Origin of the sequence: Paenibacillus shirakamiensis, assembly GCF_017874255.1 — a bacterium.
Classification (GTDB): Bacteria; Bacillota; Bacilli; order Paenibacillales; family Paenibacillaceae; genus Fontibacillus; species Fontibacillus shirakamiensis.
Window position 1 is genome coordinate 259,215 of sequence record NZ_JAGGLD010000004.1, and the last position, 16,743, is coordinate 275,957.

The 16,743-nt window shown below is 44.6% G+C and carries 15 protein-coding genes and 1 riboswitch; of the genes, 8 read left to right on the top strand and 7 right to left on the bottom strand.

The window, feature by feature from the left end:
- Positions 1–78 precede the first annotated feature (78 nt).
- Positions 79–1,620: a potassium/proton antiporter gene (locus tag J2Z69_RS13085; protein WP_209863281.1), complete on the bottom strand. Its 1,542-nt coding sequence runs from the start codon at positions 1,618–1,620 to the stop codon at positions 79–81.
- Positions 1,621–1,831: 211 nt separating this feature from the next.
- Here J2Z69_RS13085 and J2Z69_RS13090 point away from each other — a divergent pair, with 211 nt between their 5' ends.
- Complete coding sequence (locus tag J2Z69_RS13090; RefSeq protein WP_209863283.1) at positions 1,832–3,343, top strand: HD domain-containing phosphohydrolase; 1,512 nt, start codon at positions 1,832–1,834, stop codon at positions 3,341–3,343.
- Between the two features lie 94 nt (positions 3,344–3,437).
- Here the strand turns inward: J2Z69_RS13090 and J2Z69_RS13095 are convergent, their stop codons facing one another.
- Positions 3,438–4,094, bottom strand: a complete 657-nt coding sequence (locus tag J2Z69_RS13095; protein ID WP_209863286.1) for a phosphatase PAP2 family protein — start codon at positions 4,092–4,094, stop codon at positions 3,438–3,440.
- Positions 4,095–4,331: 237 nt separating this feature from the next.
- Here J2Z69_RS13095 and J2Z69_RS13100 point away from each other — a divergent pair, with 237 nt between their 5' ends.
- Complete coding sequence (locus J2Z69_RS13100; protein ID WP_209863288.1) at positions 4,332–5,732, top strand: sensor histidine kinase; 1,401 nt, start codon at positions 4,332–4,334, stop codon at positions 5,730–5,732.
- A gap of 27 nt (positions 5,733–5,759) precedes the next feature.
- Positions 5,760–6,137 (top strand): RidA family protein, encoded by a 378-nt coding sequence (locus tag J2Z69_RS13105; protein WP_209863293.1) that lies wholly within the window; start codon positions 5,760–5,762, stop codon positions 6,135–6,137.
- A 96-nt stretch (positions 6,138–6,233) separates the two neighbouring features.
- On the opposite strand, the gene J2Z69_RS13110 is transcribed toward J2Z69_RS13105, so the two are convergent.
- Positions 6,234–6,995, bottom strand: a complete 762-nt coding sequence (locus J2Z69_RS13110) for a tryptophan-rich sensory protein (protein WP_209863296.1) — start codon at positions 6,993–6,995, stop codon at positions 6,234–6,236.
- Between the two features lie 245 nt (positions 6,996–7,240).
- Here J2Z69_RS13110 and J2Z69_RS13115 point away from each other — a divergent pair, with 245 nt between their 5' ends.
- Positions 7,241–10,336: a DEAD/DEAH box helicase gene (locus J2Z69_RS13115; protein WP_209863597.1), complete on the top strand. Its 3,096-nt coding sequence runs from the start codon at positions 7,241–7,243 to the stop codon at positions 10,334–10,336.
- A 99-nt stretch (positions 10,337–10,435) separates the two neighbouring features.
- On the opposite strand, the gene J2Z69_RS13120 is transcribed toward J2Z69_RS13115, so the two are convergent.
- Both J2Z69_RS13120 and J2Z69_RS13125 read right to left on the bottom strand, forming a co-directional pair.
- Positions 10,436–10,666 (bottom strand): hypothetical protein, encoded by a 231-nt coding sequence (locus tag J2Z69_RS13120; RefSeq protein WP_209863298.1) that lies wholly within the window; start codon positions 10,664–10,666, stop codon positions 10,436–10,438.
- Positions 10,667–11,387: 721 nt separating this feature from the next.
- Positions 11,388–11,756, bottom strand: a complete 369-nt coding sequence (locus tag J2Z69_RS13125) for a hypothetical protein (RefSeq protein WP_209863301.1) — start codon at positions 11,754–11,756, stop codon at positions 11,388–11,390.
- A gap of 249 nt (positions 11,757–12,005) precedes the next feature.
- Between J2Z69_RS13125 and J2Z69_RS13130 the strand changes: the two genes are divergently transcribed.
- Together J2Z69_RS13130 and J2Z69_RS13135 are read left to right on the top strand one after the other, a co-directional pair.
- The gene (locus J2Z69_RS13130) at positions 12,006–12,800 is read left to right on the top strand and encodes a zinc ribbon domain-containing protein (protein ID WP_209863303.1); all 795 of its coding nucleotides are present in this window, start codon (positions 12,006–12,008) and stop codon (positions 12,798–12,800) included.
- Positions 12,801–12,870: 70 nt separating this feature from the next.
- Positions 12,871–13,176 (top strand): hypothetical protein, encoded by a 306-nt coding sequence (locus tag J2Z69_RS13135; protein WP_209863306.1) that lies wholly within the window; start codon positions 12,871–12,873, stop codon positions 13,174–13,176.
- Between the two features lie 101 nt (positions 13,177–13,277).
- Here the strand turns inward: J2Z69_RS13135 and mscL are convergent, their stop codons facing one another.
- A complete protein-coding gene (mscL, locus tag J2Z69_RS13140; protein ID WP_209863309.1) occupies positions 13,278–13,778 on the bottom strand; it encodes a large conductance mechanosensitive channel protein MscL in 501 nt (166 codons plus the stop codon).
- A gap of 192 nt (positions 13,779–13,970) precedes the next feature.
- Positions 13,971–14,071: riboswitch (purine riboswitch) on the top strand.
- A gap of 165 nt (positions 14,072–14,236) precedes the next feature.
- Here mscL and J2Z69_RS13145 point away from each other — a divergent pair.
- Both J2Z69_RS13145 and J2Z69_RS13150 read left to right on the top strand, forming a co-directional pair.
- Positions 14,237–14,821 (top strand): xanthine phosphoribosyltransferase, encoded by a 585-nt coding sequence (locus tag J2Z69_RS13145; RefSeq protein ID WP_209863312.1) that lies wholly within the window; start codon positions 14,237–14,239, stop codon positions 14,819–14,821.
- A gap of 33 nt (positions 14,822–14,854) precedes the next feature.
- On the top strand, positions 14,855–16,231 hold the full coding sequence (locus J2Z69_RS13150; protein ID WP_209863315.1) for a nucleobase:cation symporter-2 family protein: 1,377 nt from the start codon (positions 14,855–14,857) through the stop codon (positions 16,229–16,231).
- Between the two features lie 93 nt (positions 16,232–16,324).
- Here J2Z69_RS13150 and J2Z69_RS13155 read toward each other — a convergent pair whose 3' ends face one another.
- Entirely contained in the window at positions 16,325–16,663 is a 339-nt protein-coding gene (locus J2Z69_RS13155) for a DUF4870 domain-containing protein (RefSeq protein WP_209863318.1), read from the bottom strand.
- Positions 16,664–16,743 lie beyond the last annotated feature (80 nt).

Below are 16,743 nucleotides of genomic sequence, written 5' to 3' on the forward strand. Positions count from 1 at the left end.
TAGATTGGAATGAATAAAAGGCTATCTCATTTCTAGAGTCATCTAGAATCGAGATAGCCTTTTATGATGTATTCACGTTTATTTGGAGGAGGGTAAGGATTTCTCTTTAGTTAGATCAGGTTCTCCTGGAATGAGTTCGGGCTCAGGAACAGAAGGAGCAAATGGAACTTCTGTATATCGAAAGACTTGCTTGATATTTTCTCGTTCTGACTTGGGTCCAAGAATATACAGCGTATCTCCTTCACAGATCTGTGTATCTCCATGAGGAGTTACAATTTCCTCGCCGCGAATGACTGCGGTAACGAGTACATCCGTTGGTAAGGCAAGATGCTGAATCTGTTGCCCCGATGCAATCATTCCTGCATGCACATGAATGTGATTAATCTCCGATTTCGTCTTACCAAGAGACACGAGCTCAAGTAGGGAATGGGGCTGACTGTTGGAGTTATCTGCAAGGCCCAGCTTGATAGCCAGAGGAGAAATGGTAGCACCTTGAATTAAGGCCGAGGTTAGAATGACGAAGAATACGACATTGAAGAACAGTTGCCCATCGGGCATCTTGCTCATTAATGGATAGGTAGCGAGCACGATAGGTACTGCACCTCGTAGTCCTGCCCAAGATAATAATACCTTTTCCTTTAGACTGAAGGAGACAAATAACGTACTAATAAATACAGCTACTGGCCTAGCGATGAACATGAGAATTATAGATAAAATCATACCACGAACCATAATTGCTGGTAGATCTGCTGGGAAGACAAGCAACCCGAGCAAAGTGAACATCGTAATCTGCATAATCCATCCGAAGCCTTTATTGAACTGTAGAATGGACTGACGATAAGTTAAATCGGTATTGCCTAATTTCAGTGCCATGACGTATACAGCAAGCAACCCACTTCCGTGCAATGCCGAGGTAACCCCATAGGTTAATATAGCAAAAGCTACAGCCATTACGGGATATAGACCAGAGGAATCGAAATTCATACGATTAATAATCTGTACGGCTACCCAACCAAAAGCGAGGCCTAAAGCTAATCCGAGTCCCATTTCCATAATAAAAGACAGAATGAGTGTGAAAATATGATGGCTCTCAGGGAACTGAATCCATTCAATTAATGTAACGGTGAGAAAGACGGCCATGGGGTCATTACTGCCAGACTCTGCTTCTAGCGTGGAGGTTAGCCGTTCCTTAATATTTTTACCCCCAAGTACAGAGAACACCGCCGCCGCATCCGTAGAACCTACAATAGCACCGAAGAGAAGGCCATGAGATAAGGGGACATCTAAAATATACATAGCACTAACTCCGATAATAACCGTAGTGAGTACAACACCTACTGTAGCGAGCGATAGTGCAGCTGGAATGATGGGGCGAATCGTGACGTATTTCGTCTGCATACCGCCTTCGAAGAGAATGATAATGAGGGCAAATGTACCCACGACTTGAGTAAGGAAAGCATTGTCAAAATAAATGAATCTACTAAGAACCATGCCGGCCGCTATAAAAAATACTAAGGCAGGGAGCCCGAGACGGCTGGAGAATTTTGTTGCAACAACACCCACTAACAGTAGGCTTGCCAAAAGAATGATGATGGTATCTGTTTGCATTGTTATGGCCATGGCAACCTCCGATATAGATTGGTCTTATACATTATTATAACGGAAAGCGGTTTTGATGAATCAGAATGAGCAGAAGGAATATAATGTCTAATCCCGAATATACATGGGGTTATCCTTTTTCATAACCAACGGTGCATTTCATTTATTGGGATATAATTCCGATAATAATAGACACTGCTTCATCTGGCAGGAAAGGAGGAGGCTTCACGGTATGTCGATGTATAGAACATTCACGAGGCGTCTAATGCTTAATTATTTTATAGGTTCCATTACAGCGGTCATGGGCGTGGGCGGACTTTTGGTCTTTACCACTTTGGAGCTTTCCCAGCGGGAATATCTGTGGCTAGCGGGTGTGCTTGTTATATCGTTATTTTCCATGATTGGACTAGAGTGGCCGATTTTTCAAAAGCAAATTTTACCGATTCGTAGAGCCTTTACGGAAGATATCAAAGACTTCCATCAGCTACAGAATATTTATATGAGGCTTCATAGGCTGCCTGAGCTTACACTGAAAAGAATACTTGGGCCTCATTATTTCGGTCTTGCTATTCCTGCTGTAATACTCACCTTGTGGCTTATACATATTCAGAAAGTCTTGATTCCATCTAGATATGTCTTAGTTGCTTTACTTGGTGCGCTACTAGTAGCTGCAATGCACGCAATGATTGAATTTTTCCTTACGTCCTATGCCATTCGCCCCGTCATTGAGGAAGTGCGTAAGATTAGTAAAGAAAAATTCAAAAAAGAACTTTCTCTAGAAGGAAAAGTTCTGACTTCTATTCGGCGTAAATTTAGATGGGGTGCTTTTCTCATTGGGGCTTTTCCGATCTTGCTCTATGGTCTTGCGGTACAACTGCGCACGGGGCACCTGGATGGGTCGGACGGAAGCTACTGGCAGTGGGCAGGGTATATCTTGGTGGTAGCTTTGGGATTTGCTTTTTTTGGTGCATGGTTACTGACTAAGGACGTGGAGATTCCTATTCAGCACTTGTATGAACGTATGGCGGAGGTCAAGGAAGGGAATCTAAATGCACAAGCCAGTGAATTATTTTCTGATGAATTTTCCAAGCTGGTATCGGGTTTTAACCACATGCTTAGCAGTATAAAAGCGCAGCATGAGCTAAATAGTCAGTTAATTGAGAGTTACTTCGCCACGCTTGCCGCCGCATTGGATGCTAGAGACCCTTATACAGCGGGTCATTCTCTTCGCGTAGCTGAATATGCCGTACAGATTGGGACACTTGCCAAGTTGAAGCGGGATCAATTAGATGCTCTGAGAAAATCAGCGTTGCTCCATGATATCGGCAAAATTGGCACAAGAGATGCGGTCCTTCTTAAAGAAGGGAAACTAACCGAAGAAGAATTCAACCAGATTAAAGAACATCCCGCTTTAGGGGAAAGTATTTTACGTCAGATTGAACCGGCTAACGCGATGGCTCTTTTTCTACCCGGAGTTCGCTCTCATCATGAAAGATATGATGGCAAGGGATATCCCGATCAGTTGAAAGGGGAAGAGATTCCCTTGTTCGGCAGGATTATAGCAGTAGCGGATGCTTTTGATGCCATGACATCAAATCGTCCCTATCGGAAAGGCTTAGATAAAGACCAGGCCATTCGGATTCTGGAAGAGGGCCGCGGCACGCAGTGGGATCCTTACTTTGCAGGATTATTTGTAGAACAATATTACAAACAGTCTAAAAATATAACGAATTTTGCAGGATAAATAAAAAGAAGGGGTATCGAAATTCCCTTCTTTTTTTGTATTAAGTGAAGGTGTCCCATGTAGAACCATAGGTAAGCGTTATTACTACTTCGAATTAAGAGTGCATTGAGTTCTCCCATTGATGCCTTCGGCGTCTTCGAACAATCCAAAGCGCGCAGACGACAGCAAAGATGGCTTCGCCTAAAAGTGCAGATGAAATCGCATCGTAAATAACATGTTGTTTTATTAAAAAAGTGGAGAGAATAATCGTTGAGGAACACAGGCTAATGACCCACTTGGCACGCTTGCCAATTTGCTTGGAAGCCCAAGCTGCTCGCATAATCAAATAGGAGTGAAGTGCATGTATGCTCGGGAAACAATTGAAGGGTTCATCCCTTTGGTACAGAGAGAGGACAAGCCTGCGGCTCCAACTGGTAGGAGATATAAAAGGCCTAGGTACGGTCGTCTGAAATTGATAATAGATGACATAACAAATGACGAGGCAGATGTTCATTGTAATCAATATACGGTAATAGACAGATCGATCCTTGAAGCAAATATAGGTCATGGCTACAAATATGAAGGGATACCATAAGATATAGGGTATAACCATTCCAGGTATAAAAGGTAACCAAGCATCTACAGGAGAGTATAACATTTGTGCTTTCCCGGAATCCTCATTTAAAAGTGTATAAAAAATACTCATGAAGCCCAATGAACTAAGTAATCCCAAAGCCAAAATAAAGGATTTATTAAGCAGGCTTTTCCTCATTATTAAAGACTCCTTCAAGTGCATTTACACCGAATCTGGTTCAGAATTCGATTGTATCACAACCTAATCCCCTATGTGTTGGTAAATTCGTGAATATTGTGGGACACTACATATCCCTAAAAAACCGTGTATACCGGTTGAGTTGGACGTATATTACATGGATTAGCTACCTTTCAAGGATCGCTTCATGCTATGATATGTTAGATATTATCCTTTTGCTGTTACGGGAGTGAGCGTATGGGTGTAAGAGAAATGTTCCTTCTAAACTTAGGAATGTTAATCAGTGTGGCCTATCTTGCTAATATTTTGTATAAGTATCTGTTCAACAGAACTTCGAACCGAATTAAATATGTATGTTCGGTCGTTCTCATTATATTCTCAGGTTGGATTTGTATGAAGTTCGGTTTCACCTTAAAAAATCACGTAATCACTGATCTAAGATACGTTCCACTAATTATTGCCGCCGTCTCCTATTCAGAACCTGTCACCATATTTATTATTGGACTCGGAATTGGACTTGTTCGTCTAACCTTCGGTGTCAATGATGCAGCAATCGCAGGCTTATACAACATGGCTATACTTGGAGCGGTATGTGCATTATTAAATATATGGATGCGCCGAAGTGATATACGTCTTGTTTTTAAAGCAGGCATTACGATATTGGTCGTTAATATACTTAATACTTTAAACATTGCCATATTGGGTGTTATTCCATTTAAGCAGTACATGTTGGAGCTAGCACCGATTACAGGACCATCAGGCTTCGGGTTAAGTATCGTATTTGCTTTAATTCTAAGAGATTTCCAGTTAGAGCAAAAGCGGATTGTGGAATTAAAGTATGCCAATGAATTAATGCGCAAACAGACGGAGGAATTGCAAAGGGCCAAGCTAAAGTTAGAAGAGAGGGCCCATCAACTTGCCTTAGCCTCGCAATATAAGTCAGAGTTCTTGGCGAATATGTCGCATGAGCTTAGAACACCGCTTAACAGCATTCTTAATCTGGCTCAGTTGATCGAAGAATCGACCCCGAGTAGTGAGGAAGAAGATCACAGAGCATATGGATCTATTATTTACAAATCAGGTCAGGACTTGCTCCAGCTTATCAATGATATTTTGGATCTATCCAAAGTAGAGGCCGGTCGGCTTGAAATTATGAATGAAGATTTAAGTCTGATGGAGATTCCAGAATCGCTGGATATGCAGTTCCGTCATTTAGCTGAACGCAAAGGAATTGTCTTTGATATCCGTCAGGCAGAAGATTTGCCGGACACGATCTACTCCGATACGCTACGCATTCAGCAGATTTTGCGAAATTTGCTCTCCAATTCCTTTAAATTCACGGAACATAATGGGAGAGTTACACTGGAAATCCGCCGTAGTATCTCCAAAGACGGAGTCAAAGGAGAATGGATTGTATTCTCTGTATCCGATACCGGAATTGGCATACCTGCGGATAAACATATGTTAATCTTTGAGGCATTCCAACAATCAGATGGCTCTATCAACCGTAAGTATGGAGGAACAGGCCTTGGATTATCGATAAGTAGGGATTTAGCAAGACTGCTAGGCGGATTTATCCGTTTGCAGAGCAAAGAGGGAGAAGGGAGCTTATTTTCTCTGTATCTCCCAATCAAATGATGGAATAAGAAAGGGGTAAAAGAACTTATGAAAAAAGCAATTGCTACTACACAAGCACCAGGAGCTATCGGTCCTTATTCGCAAGGCGTCGCTTTGTCAGATCTTATTTTCACATCGGGACAACTAGGACTGGACCCAGCTACGGGAGAATTTGTTGGCGGAGTGGAAGCTCAAACGAAACAAGCACTACGTAATGTACAAGCGATATTGGAGGAAGCGGGAAGTTCACTGAATCAAGTGATTAAGACTACGGTGTTCTTAAAAGATCTTGAGGACTTCGCAACGATGAATAGCATCTACAGTATGTTCTTCGTTGAACCCTATCCTGCAAGAAGTGCAGTGGAGGTAGCAAGACTACCCAAGGACGGTCTTGTGGAGATTGAGGTTATCGCGCTTCGCAAATAATGTCAGACGCCAAGAACCCCAATAGATCCGCAGTACCGAACTGCAGCTCTAATGGGGTTCTTGGCGTTGCTGTTGTGAAAGATCGGGATGATTGAATTAATCCCGTGAACGAGCACGTTGAATCAGTAACCAAATGGCATAAATGAATAAGATAATAGCAAGGGCGCCTGCAACTAAATATACGTTTTTGGTCTCGTGTTGCTCAGCTGCAATGGCGATATAGGCCCAGACGAATACCAAAGGAAATATGCCATCTTTAGAAGAATAGCTAACCCAAATAGCTAGGAAAGCTCCGACGGTTAGCATGATAATTGCCCATTGCGGGTTAGAAAGTCCCCATCCACTAAATCCATTTTTAGAAAGAACGACGGCAACGTTGACTAGAGTGGCAACGCATATCCAGCTTAAATAAATACTAAAGGGAAGCCGTACTAATAAAATCTCCCCCCAAGTAAAAGATCCACGGATGGCGCGAATTCGGCGGTATATCATAATTAGACTCACTAATAATCCTGCCATAGCTAGTAAGGAGAGTTCCGTATATAAATATTGCCACAATATAATCCAAAGAATATTGAATAGACACGATACACTGAACCAGATGCCGATAGTCTGAACCGACTCGCGATTGACTTGGGAATGCAGTAGTTGATAGATCACAAAACCAGCAAGTAATAAATAAATAACACCCCAAATGCTAAAGGCGTACCCCGCTGGGGTAATACTAGTATGATACATATCGGAAATCTCACCCGTTGATCTACCACCTAGTGGAATCGTAACGGCGAGTGTGTTCACTACAATGACTCCGATAAAGAGTAGAAGATTCCACCATCTGTACACGTTAGATTTGAACATGAATGACCCTCCAGTCAATTTAAGTTGTATAAAGAATATACCCAAATATAGAGATTTAACCTCGATATAACTAAAATGTGGATTCCATCTCTTCTACAAAGCTATGCGGACAAACTGATTCTCAGGACAGGCCGCACCCGTCCAATTATATAATTTTGGAAGCGCCGTTTTTAAAAGCACTTCTTTTCGTATAATATGTAGTAATACATGGAATGGATGGAATCGTAACAAGACAGGAGAAAGCAATGAATCAAAGTCTATATGGAACATGGCTGGGAGATGTGTTTTTCTGTTTTTCGGGAGAAGCATCAGAGACAAAGGTAGATGCTTGGAGTGCGGCGGTAAGAAAGCTGCAATTTTCATATGGCAAAAGATCCTTCCAGCAAGCAGCCTTACGTCTGGCCGAGATTCGTTGGCCTTCCCCGCTTCTACGAGGTGTTAGTCGTAAGGGAGATCGCAAGGTACTACTGGGACGTACCCTAGAGGGGCTTGCGCTTACTCCTGAGGATGCTTGGCAGATGTTAATACACTGGGATGAAGGCGGAATGACAGCTCAGGGAATTCAACCAGGACTAGAATTTTCCTACTGGAGTGGTGCAGCAAAATTTGCACTTGAACTTTTGCTTCGTGGATGTATTGCTCCTTCTGTGGTCGCGGCAACGTTGCCTGGCACAAGGAAGCGTAGTGGACAATCCGCGCTGCGAGCCGTGTGGGGACCCCGTCTGGACTTGCCGCACGATGAGGAACGCTTCCGACAATTGGCTGCATCGATGCCCAAAATTGGATTGGCCCCGATGCATCTTCCATTTACAGAAGATGATTCTATAGAGTACCGACAACACTATATACTACACTCTTTCCTTACAGGAATGATGGACCCTCAAATCCGTAAGGGTTCGGTTGAACTCGGACGTGAATTAAATAAAGTTAAAGGAATATATAGAAGAGGCGTATCTCCTCTAATGGAGTTATGGTGGGAGGCTCTGCTTAGTGGTGAACGTCCTATGGATATCCAAGGAACGACGACAGAGATGGAACAGCTCACCGAAGAGATCAAGGTATTCGGAGGAGCTATGCCTGCGGAGACGACGGAAGAGAATGCCGCAGGAGCAGGATTTCGATTATGCCTTCGACTAGAGCCTCCTGCAGAGCTTGGAGGAGGGGAAGATTGGAACTTATCTTTTTGGGCTGAAGTGCCTGAAGATACTTCCTTACTTCTTCCGGCTTCTTTGATCTGGAGTCAGACTGATCAGGAGATCATGATTCGCGGTAGAGTATATCAAGGAATTCAGGAGAATTTCTTACTCCGCCTTGCGAAAGCGGCTGAAATCTCACCAGAGATTGCACAAGCAATGGAGAACGCTGCGCCAGAGGCAGCTATGTTGGAGCAGAGCCAAGTCTATACATTTTTAAGTAGATCTGTTCCTTTGTTACGTAAAAATGGAGTTACGGTTCAAATGCCTTCACGTTGGACGAAGGAAGGAAGGCGCAAAGCTGGAATTAAAATTAAGGCAGCAGGCTGGGAAGCGCAGGATAAAAGCTCAGGAGATAAACCTAAGCTTGGAGTTGATCAAGTCATTAGTTTTGAACTAGAAGCAGTTCTGAATGGAACTAGCTTAACTAGTGAAGAATTGACGGAGCTTGCGAGTAGCAAGGCTCCCTTGGTACTTTTCCGCGGGGAATGGATTGAGATTGATGTGAAGGAAATCCGTCAAGTTCTCCGATATATGAAGAAAAATGAACAGGGAAGTATGACATTCCGTGAACTGATGCATTTAACAAGTGAGACAGAGGAAGACGGCCGCTACGAAGGCATCTATGTTGAAGGGGTAGAGACTACGGGTCTCCTGTCTGCTTTGATGGAGGGCGGGACCCTACAAAATCTGAATGTTCAGACTGTGCCGCAATCTCTTCAAGGTACACTGCGACCTTATCAAGAACGGGGATATCAGTGGCTTTGGTCTATGAAAGCTTTAGGATTTGGTGCCTTGCTTGCGGATGATATGGGGCTCGGGAAAACGGTTCAGGTCATTACGACCTTGCTTAGCGATGAAGTCGCAGGGACACGGCTTATTATCTGCCCTACATCTCTTCTAGGCAACTGGCAGCGAGAACTTCAGCGCTTTGCACCCGAATTGAACATGTATATCCATCATGGCACAGACCGACTTCATGGAGAACCCTTCCTACAGGCATGCAGAGAACATGATGTGGTCTTGACCACGTATCATCTAGCTGGCCGAGACGCTAAGGAATTAAAATCCGGGGAATGGGCATCTATTGTGTTAGATGAAGCGCAGTATATTAAGAATTTTGGAACGAAACAAGCTCAAAGTGTAATGAAACTAAATGCACCTCACCGTATTGCCATGACAGGTACACCAGTGGAGAATAGACTTAGTGAGCTGTGGTCTATCTTCCAATTCTTGAATCCAGGTTATCTCGGCACGTATGCTTTCTTCCGTAGAGAATATACCGGAAATGGAGAAGATAGGCCTAAGGAGCTGGGACGGTTACGCAAATTAGTAGCACCCTTCCTGCTTCGCCGGCTGAAGAGTGATCCCGATATCCGCAAAGACCTGCCTGAGAAGATCGAACTTAAATCATATTGTCAGCTCACTACAGAGCAGGCTAGACAATACCGGGCTGTGACAGATGACCTCATGGCACGAATTGGAGAGAGTACAGGTATCGCTAGAAAAGGACTGGTCTTATCATCCTTAACACGACTCAAGCAAATTTGCGATCACCCTTTGCTACTGGAACGTAGAGAAATTAGCAAGGGAGAAGGCCGCTCTGGCAAAATGGAAAGATTGTTCGAATTGCTGGATATCATTCGAGACAATGGAGAGGCTGCCCTCATCTTCACGCAATATGTTCAGATGGGTGAATTGCTAGTGAAGGAATTGGCGGAGCGCTACGAAGATCGTCCATTTTTCTTGCATGGTGGCGTCGTGAAGCAAGAAAGGGATCGAATGGTTACTGATTTCCAAGAGGGCGTAGGTTCTCCTGTATTCGTCCTCTCTTTGAAAGCGGGGGGAGTAGGTTTGAACTTGACCCGGGCGAATCACGTCATTCACTTTGATCGCTGGTGGAACCCTGCGGTAGAGAATCAGGCCACCGATCGGGTCTTCCGGATTGGGCAAGAAAAGAACGTGGAAGTTCATAAACTGATCTGCCAAGGTACGCTGGAAGAACGTATCGATGAACTCATTGAACGCAAGCGTGCACTCTCTGAACAAGTCGTAGGTTCCGGAGAACAATGGTTAACAGAGATGTCTAGTGAAGAACTTCAGAATCTGATTATGTTACAATCAGGGAATTGGCAAATGGATAGCTAAGTTCGATCTCGATGATAGTTAACAAATCATTGGGGTCTCCATGAATAAAAGGGTAGAGAAATGGGAGGAGAGTCCGCATGAAACGAACGCAGCAGGATGCTACAGTAACTGCATCAGCAGGCGAACTGCAGGTCCACCTTCCTTTAAAAACCCGTACGGCAGCTGCGGAGGGCGGCGAGGCCCAAGTTGTGTTTGCGTTGGAAGGGCCAATAGCGCAGCTGGAAGCTCAGTTAATACAAATCTTAAGCGATGACCCACTGGAGCTAGCACAGCTTCTGCAGCGGGGACGCATGAAGCGCCTAGCAGCGCTGCTACCCGAGACACCGCCATGGGCGGCTGCTCCAGGCGCACCGCTCGGCGCGTGCAGCTGCGGCCGCGCAGGCTGCGCGCATGTTGCCGCTGCGGCGGAACTTGCCGCAGCACACTGGGCGCAGCAGCCGCTGCTGCGCCTCAGCGCGCTCGGCTTAGCGCCGGAGCGCCTACAGGCGGCTGTATTCGCCGCCTGGGCTGCGGCTGCGCCGCCGGGCGCAGCTGAATTGCCCGAAGCCGCCTATGGAGGCGACACGGGCCGCGCGCTGCGCGAGGGGCCTGGCCTAGCCGAATGGCTGGCCGAGGCGGCAGAGCAGGACCGGATGCATGTGCCCGGTCCGCAGTTCCACGACGTCAAAGTCAATTTGACGTCGGCGGGGCTACATCCGGGGCTGGGCACAGCCGCCCCGGACGCGCGCGATTGGGCCCAGCTGCTGCCGGGTGTTCCCGGGGCAGCTGCGGCGGTAGCGCGCATTGCCGCTCGCGCTAGCGAGCGCTCGCAGGAGCAGGCAGAGACAGTGAATCGCCGCACGAAAGCGCCTTCGGGAGAATAAGCATACACAAAAAGCCGCAACATGGTGGTGATATTCCTTCAGTAGCCAACGTCTAACGTTGGCTATCACGAGGGGATACTCCTACATGAGTCGCGGCTTTTTATATTTGTCATCTAATATGGACAAATGCAGCATAGGATAGAGTTAAATGCTCATAACGATAGTAAATGATGTTCACTCTTATTGGCTTATCGGTTCGTCGGAGATCCTTCGCCATATCCTTTGTCGTTATAGTCAGGTGCATCCAGTTTGTTGAGTACACCTAATCCGTAAATGGCCTCACGTGTCTCTTCTGTTCCTACACGGACTAGCATCTCATAGAGCTGAATCATGCGATCATTATAGTGATCGGTCGCTTCATCTTTATCGGCAGATTTATAAGGAACAGCAGCACGCTGAAGCGTATATTCATCCTCTTTAAGTAAGTCATTCAGTTTGTCTGTAAGAAGGCCTAACTCCTCACCGTCGAGGTCTACAGCAAATTCGGTAGATTCATTGCGAACGTCTTGGATTATTTGATTGGTGACCGACACATAGTAGCGTTGCTTCTGGCTCATGTTCTATCACTCCCGGCTAATTTTAATACTTAATACACGTAGAAAGCCATGCTGAATCAGACTATTTTCCCTGTATGGGCCAAATCTGGTATGATGAACAAGATAGCAAGCGTAACTTATAATTGAAATATTCGTTTCATTCCTTAGCAAAATGTATAAGTGATTAAGTAGACACGATCTACTATTTGAAATGTAACGAGTATACGTCAAGCCTTCGATAAGGCTGTAGGAATATGGGGGGAGAATTACATGGATTTTTTACAAAGGATCAAGAAGGGTGCAGGTAAAGCGACGGAAAAAGCGCAAAGTGCCGTAGAAATCAGCAAGATAAATACTCAAATTGGGAATATTGAGCGTGAAATGGGGATCTATTACCAGCGCATGGGTCAAGTGTTCTATGAAGGATATCGAGTATCGGATATGTCCCAAGCAGAGACAGAAATGATGGAACTCGCCAAAACTTGCGATTTGTTGCAAGAGGAAAAGGATGAGCTTCGTTTTAAAATTGCTGAATTACGAAATGAACGTCTTTGTGCTTGTGGTAAAGTCGTACCGGTGGAGGCCGTATTCTGTCCTTATTGTGGTCTAAAGCTAGAGAAAACACCACCTAGAAAAAGTGCCTCTGGACCAGATCGGACTACAGAAGAAGAAACAGCTTCCGCTCTAGAGAAAGATATTATTTTGCCTTATGAAAAGGAATCAGACTACGATCACCTTTCTCCGATGGAAGAGAAGGTAGCTGGCCCATTAGAGTCGGACCGGCATGTTAGGGAACTTGAACGTGAAAGAGAACGTCAACTAGAGCTTGATCGGCGAATTCGGACTTGGAAGGAAAATGCTTCAGCGGATGGTTCAGATCGTGAAGTCCGTACCCCTGATCTTGACACGGAAGAAGCACAGCGAACCACACGGGAGCGAGAGTTCAATTACAAATCACCTGACCATGAAGAACCTGCGATTCGAACGGTACCATGCCAGATTTGTACTAAGGAAATTGCGGAAGGGACGAAGTGGTGCCCACACTGCGGTTCAGAGCAGATTTAATGGATGCATAAGGATCTACTTGAAGGGAAAGCTTACAACAGGCGATTTCATATAACGAGGAGTGTTATCTATGGAATGTATCGTACATTTTAATGTAGTTCATCCAGATAAAGTGAAAGAACTTAGAGGACTGATATTGCTAGAAGCGGGAACCAAACCTACAGAAGCAGATTTTTTATCTATGTTCAGTGATATGGGTTTTCAATTGATTGTAAAAGATCGGGAGAAGCTGATTTTTGCACCTACGGATCCGGGAGCAGATTACAAAGAAATCCGTATACGTGAGCTGGATACGGGTGAGGATAAGTATGTGGAGGACAAAGATCTGAAGTCTGTTATCACGAATTTGCTCCCTCCTACTCAGCGGCCTATTTAGACCATTCAATATGCATCTTACATGATTTATAATCAAAAACCTGACGCCAGTAGGCATCAGGTTTTTTGGATTTTAAAACAAATTGAAAGCTCGGAATATAGTTAAGGTTGAAGTTCACCCTCGTGCGATTCGCCATCTTCGAGTCTTGAAGTGCAGTGGGCACAGCGGCTGGCCTGAGCAGGGATATCGGATAGACAATAAGGGCAGGCTTTGGTAGCCCGTTCGGGTTCGGGTTTCTTTTCCTCAGCACGGCGTAATAAATTGATTCCTTTGACGAGCAAGAAAATACAAAAGGATACAATTAGGAAGTCAATTAATGTATTAATGAATTGTCCATAGGCAATGACCGCAATCCCAGCATTTGCAGCCTCCGCTAGCGCATGTTTGCCTGGACCTAATGCCTCAATTTTATCATGGTCAAGGGGATAGTAGAGGTCCTTGAAATTTACATTACCTAAGACGCGGCCGATAGGGGGCATAATGATGTCATTCACCAGCGAAGTTACGATTTTACCAAATGCTCCTCCAACGATAACCCCTACGGCTAGATCGATGACATTGCCACGTACAGCAAATTCTTTGAATTCTTTGATGAAACTCATATAAAAACGCTTCCTTTCTGCGAGTATTGTCGAAATGTGAAATATTTTCTCATGATTCACTAAAATACCTCTTTATTCCCACTTGTCGATACGTTATACTTCTAACATTGCCTAGACAAATCCTTTAACTGAGAAAATCAACAATGGCTTTAAATGTAAAGTACGTTAATGTAAGATGCGTTAATGTAAGATGAACTGAATACGTTAGACCTTCGTATATGTGCAGGAATGGGCTTGCACGTCTCTACCAGATCACCGCAAATGATCGGACTACGAAGCAGCACAGGTCTGTTTGCCTTTGACAAGCTTAGATGTGCTCTATATTGTTATTCCAGCCCATTTTCCGATGATTGTCGGGAGGTGGGCTTTTATGTTGTTCATTTTAAGTTGTTCATGCTAAGACTAGTTATCTGAAGGCTACTAACCGCATTCGTACAGAACTTTGAGGAGGAAGTCATATGCAATTGTTAAAAAACAAAGTGATGCAAGAGGGAATCGTACTTAGCGATAACGTACTCAAGGTAGATTCATTCCTGAACCATCAAATGGACCCGGTATTGATGAAAGAAGTAGGACGTGAGTTCTCACGTCGTTTCTCTCATGAGCCCATCACTAAGATTCTAACTATTGAATCTTCAGGTATTGCGCCTGCAATTATGACGGCGCTTGAGCTGGAAGTCCCGATGATTTTTGCACGTAAACATAAGTCCCTTACTCTTCGTGATCACATTCTTGTAGAGAAAGTGTATTCCTTCACTAAGCAAGAGACTAACGAAATTACGGTATCTAAGAAATTTTTGTCCTCTGATGACCATGTGCTTATTATCGATGATTTCTTAGCGAACGGGGAAGCGGCCTTTGGACTGGCCCGAATTGTAGAACAGATCGGAGCGAAGGTTGCGGGTATCGGTATCGTTATTGAGAAGTCATTCCAACCCGGAGGACGGTTGTTGCAAGAAGCTGGATACCAAGTAGAGTCTTTAGTTCGTATCGCCGCTTTAGATAACGGTTGCGTTACTTTTGCGGAAGAAGTTATTTCATAATATTAAATAAAGACCAGGGGGAAGAGGAGACATATGGCAAGCGAAAAGGTGTTAGATCACAACAGAAATCCTTTTAAAACACTGTCTTTAGGCATACAGCACGTCCTTGCGATGTACGCAGGAGCCGTGATTGTTCCCTTGATTGTAGGGGGAGCCCTTAAGCTCACGATGGATCAGCTTACCTATCTAATCTCAATCGATTTATTAGCTTGTGGAATAGCAACTCTGCTGCAAATATGGGGGAACAAGTACTTTGGCATTGGGCTTCCAGTTATGCTCGGTTGTGCCTTCCAAGCAGTATCTCCGATGATCGCTATCGGCAGCACGCAAGGAATGGGTTTGTCTGCGGTGTATGGGGCCATTTTGGCTTCGGGATTATTTGTATTTCTTTTTGCAGGCCTGTTCAGTAGATTGATTCGTTTCTTCCCTCCAGTAGTGACCGGTTCGGTAGTCACAATTATCGGAGTAACTTTAATTCCAGTCGCTCTAACCGATCTAGGTGGAGGACAAGGCAATGCAGAGTTCGGTAGTCCATTAAATCTTATGTTAGGTTTTGGCGTGTTTATATTTGTTATTCTAATGAACCGTTTTGCTACCGGTTTTGTGCGCTCAATCTCTGTTTTGTTAGGGCTTGTGTTCGGAACAGTCATTGCAGGATTTGCTGGTAAAATTAATTGGATTCCTCTTGAGCAGGCCAGCTGGTTCCATGCCGTGTCTCCGCTTCATTTAGCTAAACCCACTTTTCATCTGTCGGCAATTTTAACTATGATCTTGGTAGCCATCGTAAGTGTGGCAGAATCTACAGGCGTTTTTGTAGCTCTGGGCAAAATTGTTGGTAAAGATATTACTTCTAAAGATTTGGCCCGGGGTTACCGTGCAGAGGGCCTTGCGATTATGCTAGGCGGGCTGTTTAATTCCTTCCCTTATACAACGTATTCGCAGAATGTAGGACTTGTCCAAATGAGCCGTGTCAAAACACGAGATGTGATCTTCGTTGCGGGATCGCTTCTAGTCTTGATTGGTTTTGTACCCAAAATTGCTGCTTTAACGCAGATTATCCCTACGTCTGTGCTTGGTGGAGCTATGATCGCCCTGTTTGGACTTGTTGTATCTTCGGGTATTCGCATGTTAGGTGATCAGGTAGACTTAAATCGGTATGAGAACTTACTTATTATTGCATGTTCCGTTGGTATGGGTCTGGGTGTGACGACGGTCCCTACGCTGTTTAATCAACTCCCTAGCTGGCTGACCATTCTAGTGGACAACGGTATCGTAGCAGGAAGTGTCACTGCTATTGCACTTAATCTATTGTTCAATGGATGGCGAAGTACTCCTGTATTGGCAGCTCACGATGCAGCGGACTTATCTGCTGATGAAGGACAGTCATTAGCTGCTCACCGCGTGTCTTAGGTAGAGTGGAGAAAGAGCCACACCTCATTATTTTGAGGTGTGGCTCTTTTTAATGGCATACTTATTTAATTCGCTTAATGACTTGTTAGAGCCTTATAACCTACGCATTTGACTCTCAGCAGCATCCCCAAAATAGGGGACTTTGTACCATTTCCCTTGCAGAGCAGCAGTCATAAGAACAATCCATAGAATGACACCAATAAGTTGAAGCAATAGTGCAATGAGTGAGCCAAGTAGTGGAATGAAACCAGATGCGACATGACCCAAAATTAAAATACCGAACACAATCAAGGATTGTAATGCATGGAACATAACATAGCGGCTTCTTTTTTCTAATGCGAGAAAGACGGCTCCTCCTACAAAAGGGACGAGATAACAGAGAAAACCGGCTAAATTCTCTGGCAAACCGGTTGATGACTTGAAAGGCGACATCTTCATTCACCTTCTTCACTGAACAGGATGAAGGTGGGCACGGTCCTGTCCTCCTTCTCCTTATCAGTGTATGCCTTTAT

Coding starts and splice junctions, on each gene's coding strand:
- J2Z69_RS13085 (WP_209863281.1), bottom strand. CDS start 1,620: ATGGCCATAACAATGCAAACAGATACCATCATCATTCTTTTGGCAAGC.
- J2Z69_RS13090 (WP_209863283.1), top strand. CDS start 1,832: ATGTCGATGTATAGAACATTCACGAGGCGTCTAATGCTTAATTATTTT.
- J2Z69_RS13095 (WP_209863286.1), bottom strand. CDS start 4,094: ATGAGGAAAAGCCTGCTTAATAAATCCTTTATTTTGGCTTTGGGATTA.
- J2Z69_RS13100 (WP_209863288.1), top strand. CDS start 4,332: ATGGGTGTAAGAGAAATGTTCCTTCTAAACTTAGGAATGTTAATCAGT.
- J2Z69_RS13105 (WP_209863293.1), top strand. CDS start 5,760: ATGAAAAAAGCAATTGCTACTACACAAGCACCAGGAGCTATCGGTCCT.
- J2Z69_RS13110 (WP_209863296.1), bottom strand. CDS start 6,995: ATGTTCAAATCTAACGTGTACAGATGGTGGAATCTTCTACTCTTTATC.
- J2Z69_RS13115 (WP_209863597.1), top strand. CDS start 7,241: ATGAATCAAAGTCTATATGGAACATGGCTGGGAGATGTGTTTTTCTGT.
- J2Z69_RS13120 (WP_209863298.1), bottom strand. CDS start 10,666: ATGGCGGTGTCTCGGGTAGCAGCGCTGCTAGGCGCTTCATGCGTCCCC.
- J2Z69_RS13125 (WP_209863301.1), bottom strand. CDS start 11,756: ATGAGCCAGAAGCAACGCTACTATGTGTCGGTCACCAATCAAATAATC.
- J2Z69_RS13130 (WP_209863303.1), top strand. CDS start 12,006: ATGGATTTTTTACAAAGGATCAAGAAGGGTGCAGGTAAAGCGACGGAA.
- J2Z69_RS13135 (WP_209863306.1), top strand. CDS start 12,871: ATGGAATGTATCGTACATTTTAATGTAGTTCATCCAGATAAAGTGAAA.
- mscL (WP_209863309.1), bottom strand. CDS start 13,778: ATGAGTTTCATCAAAGAATTCAAAGAATTTGCTGTACGTGGCAATGTC.
- J2Z69_RS13145 (WP_209863312.1), top strand. CDS start 14,237: ATGCAATTGTTAAAAAACAAAGTGATGCAAGAGGGAATCGTACTTAGC.
- J2Z69_RS13150 (WP_209863315.1), top strand. CDS start 14,855: ATGGCAAGCGAAAAGGTGTTAGATCACAACAGAAATCCTTTTAAAACA.
- J2Z69_RS13155 (WP_209863318.1), bottom strand. CDS start 16,663: ATGTCGCCTTTCAAGTCATCAACCGGTTTGCCAGAGAATTTAGCCGGT.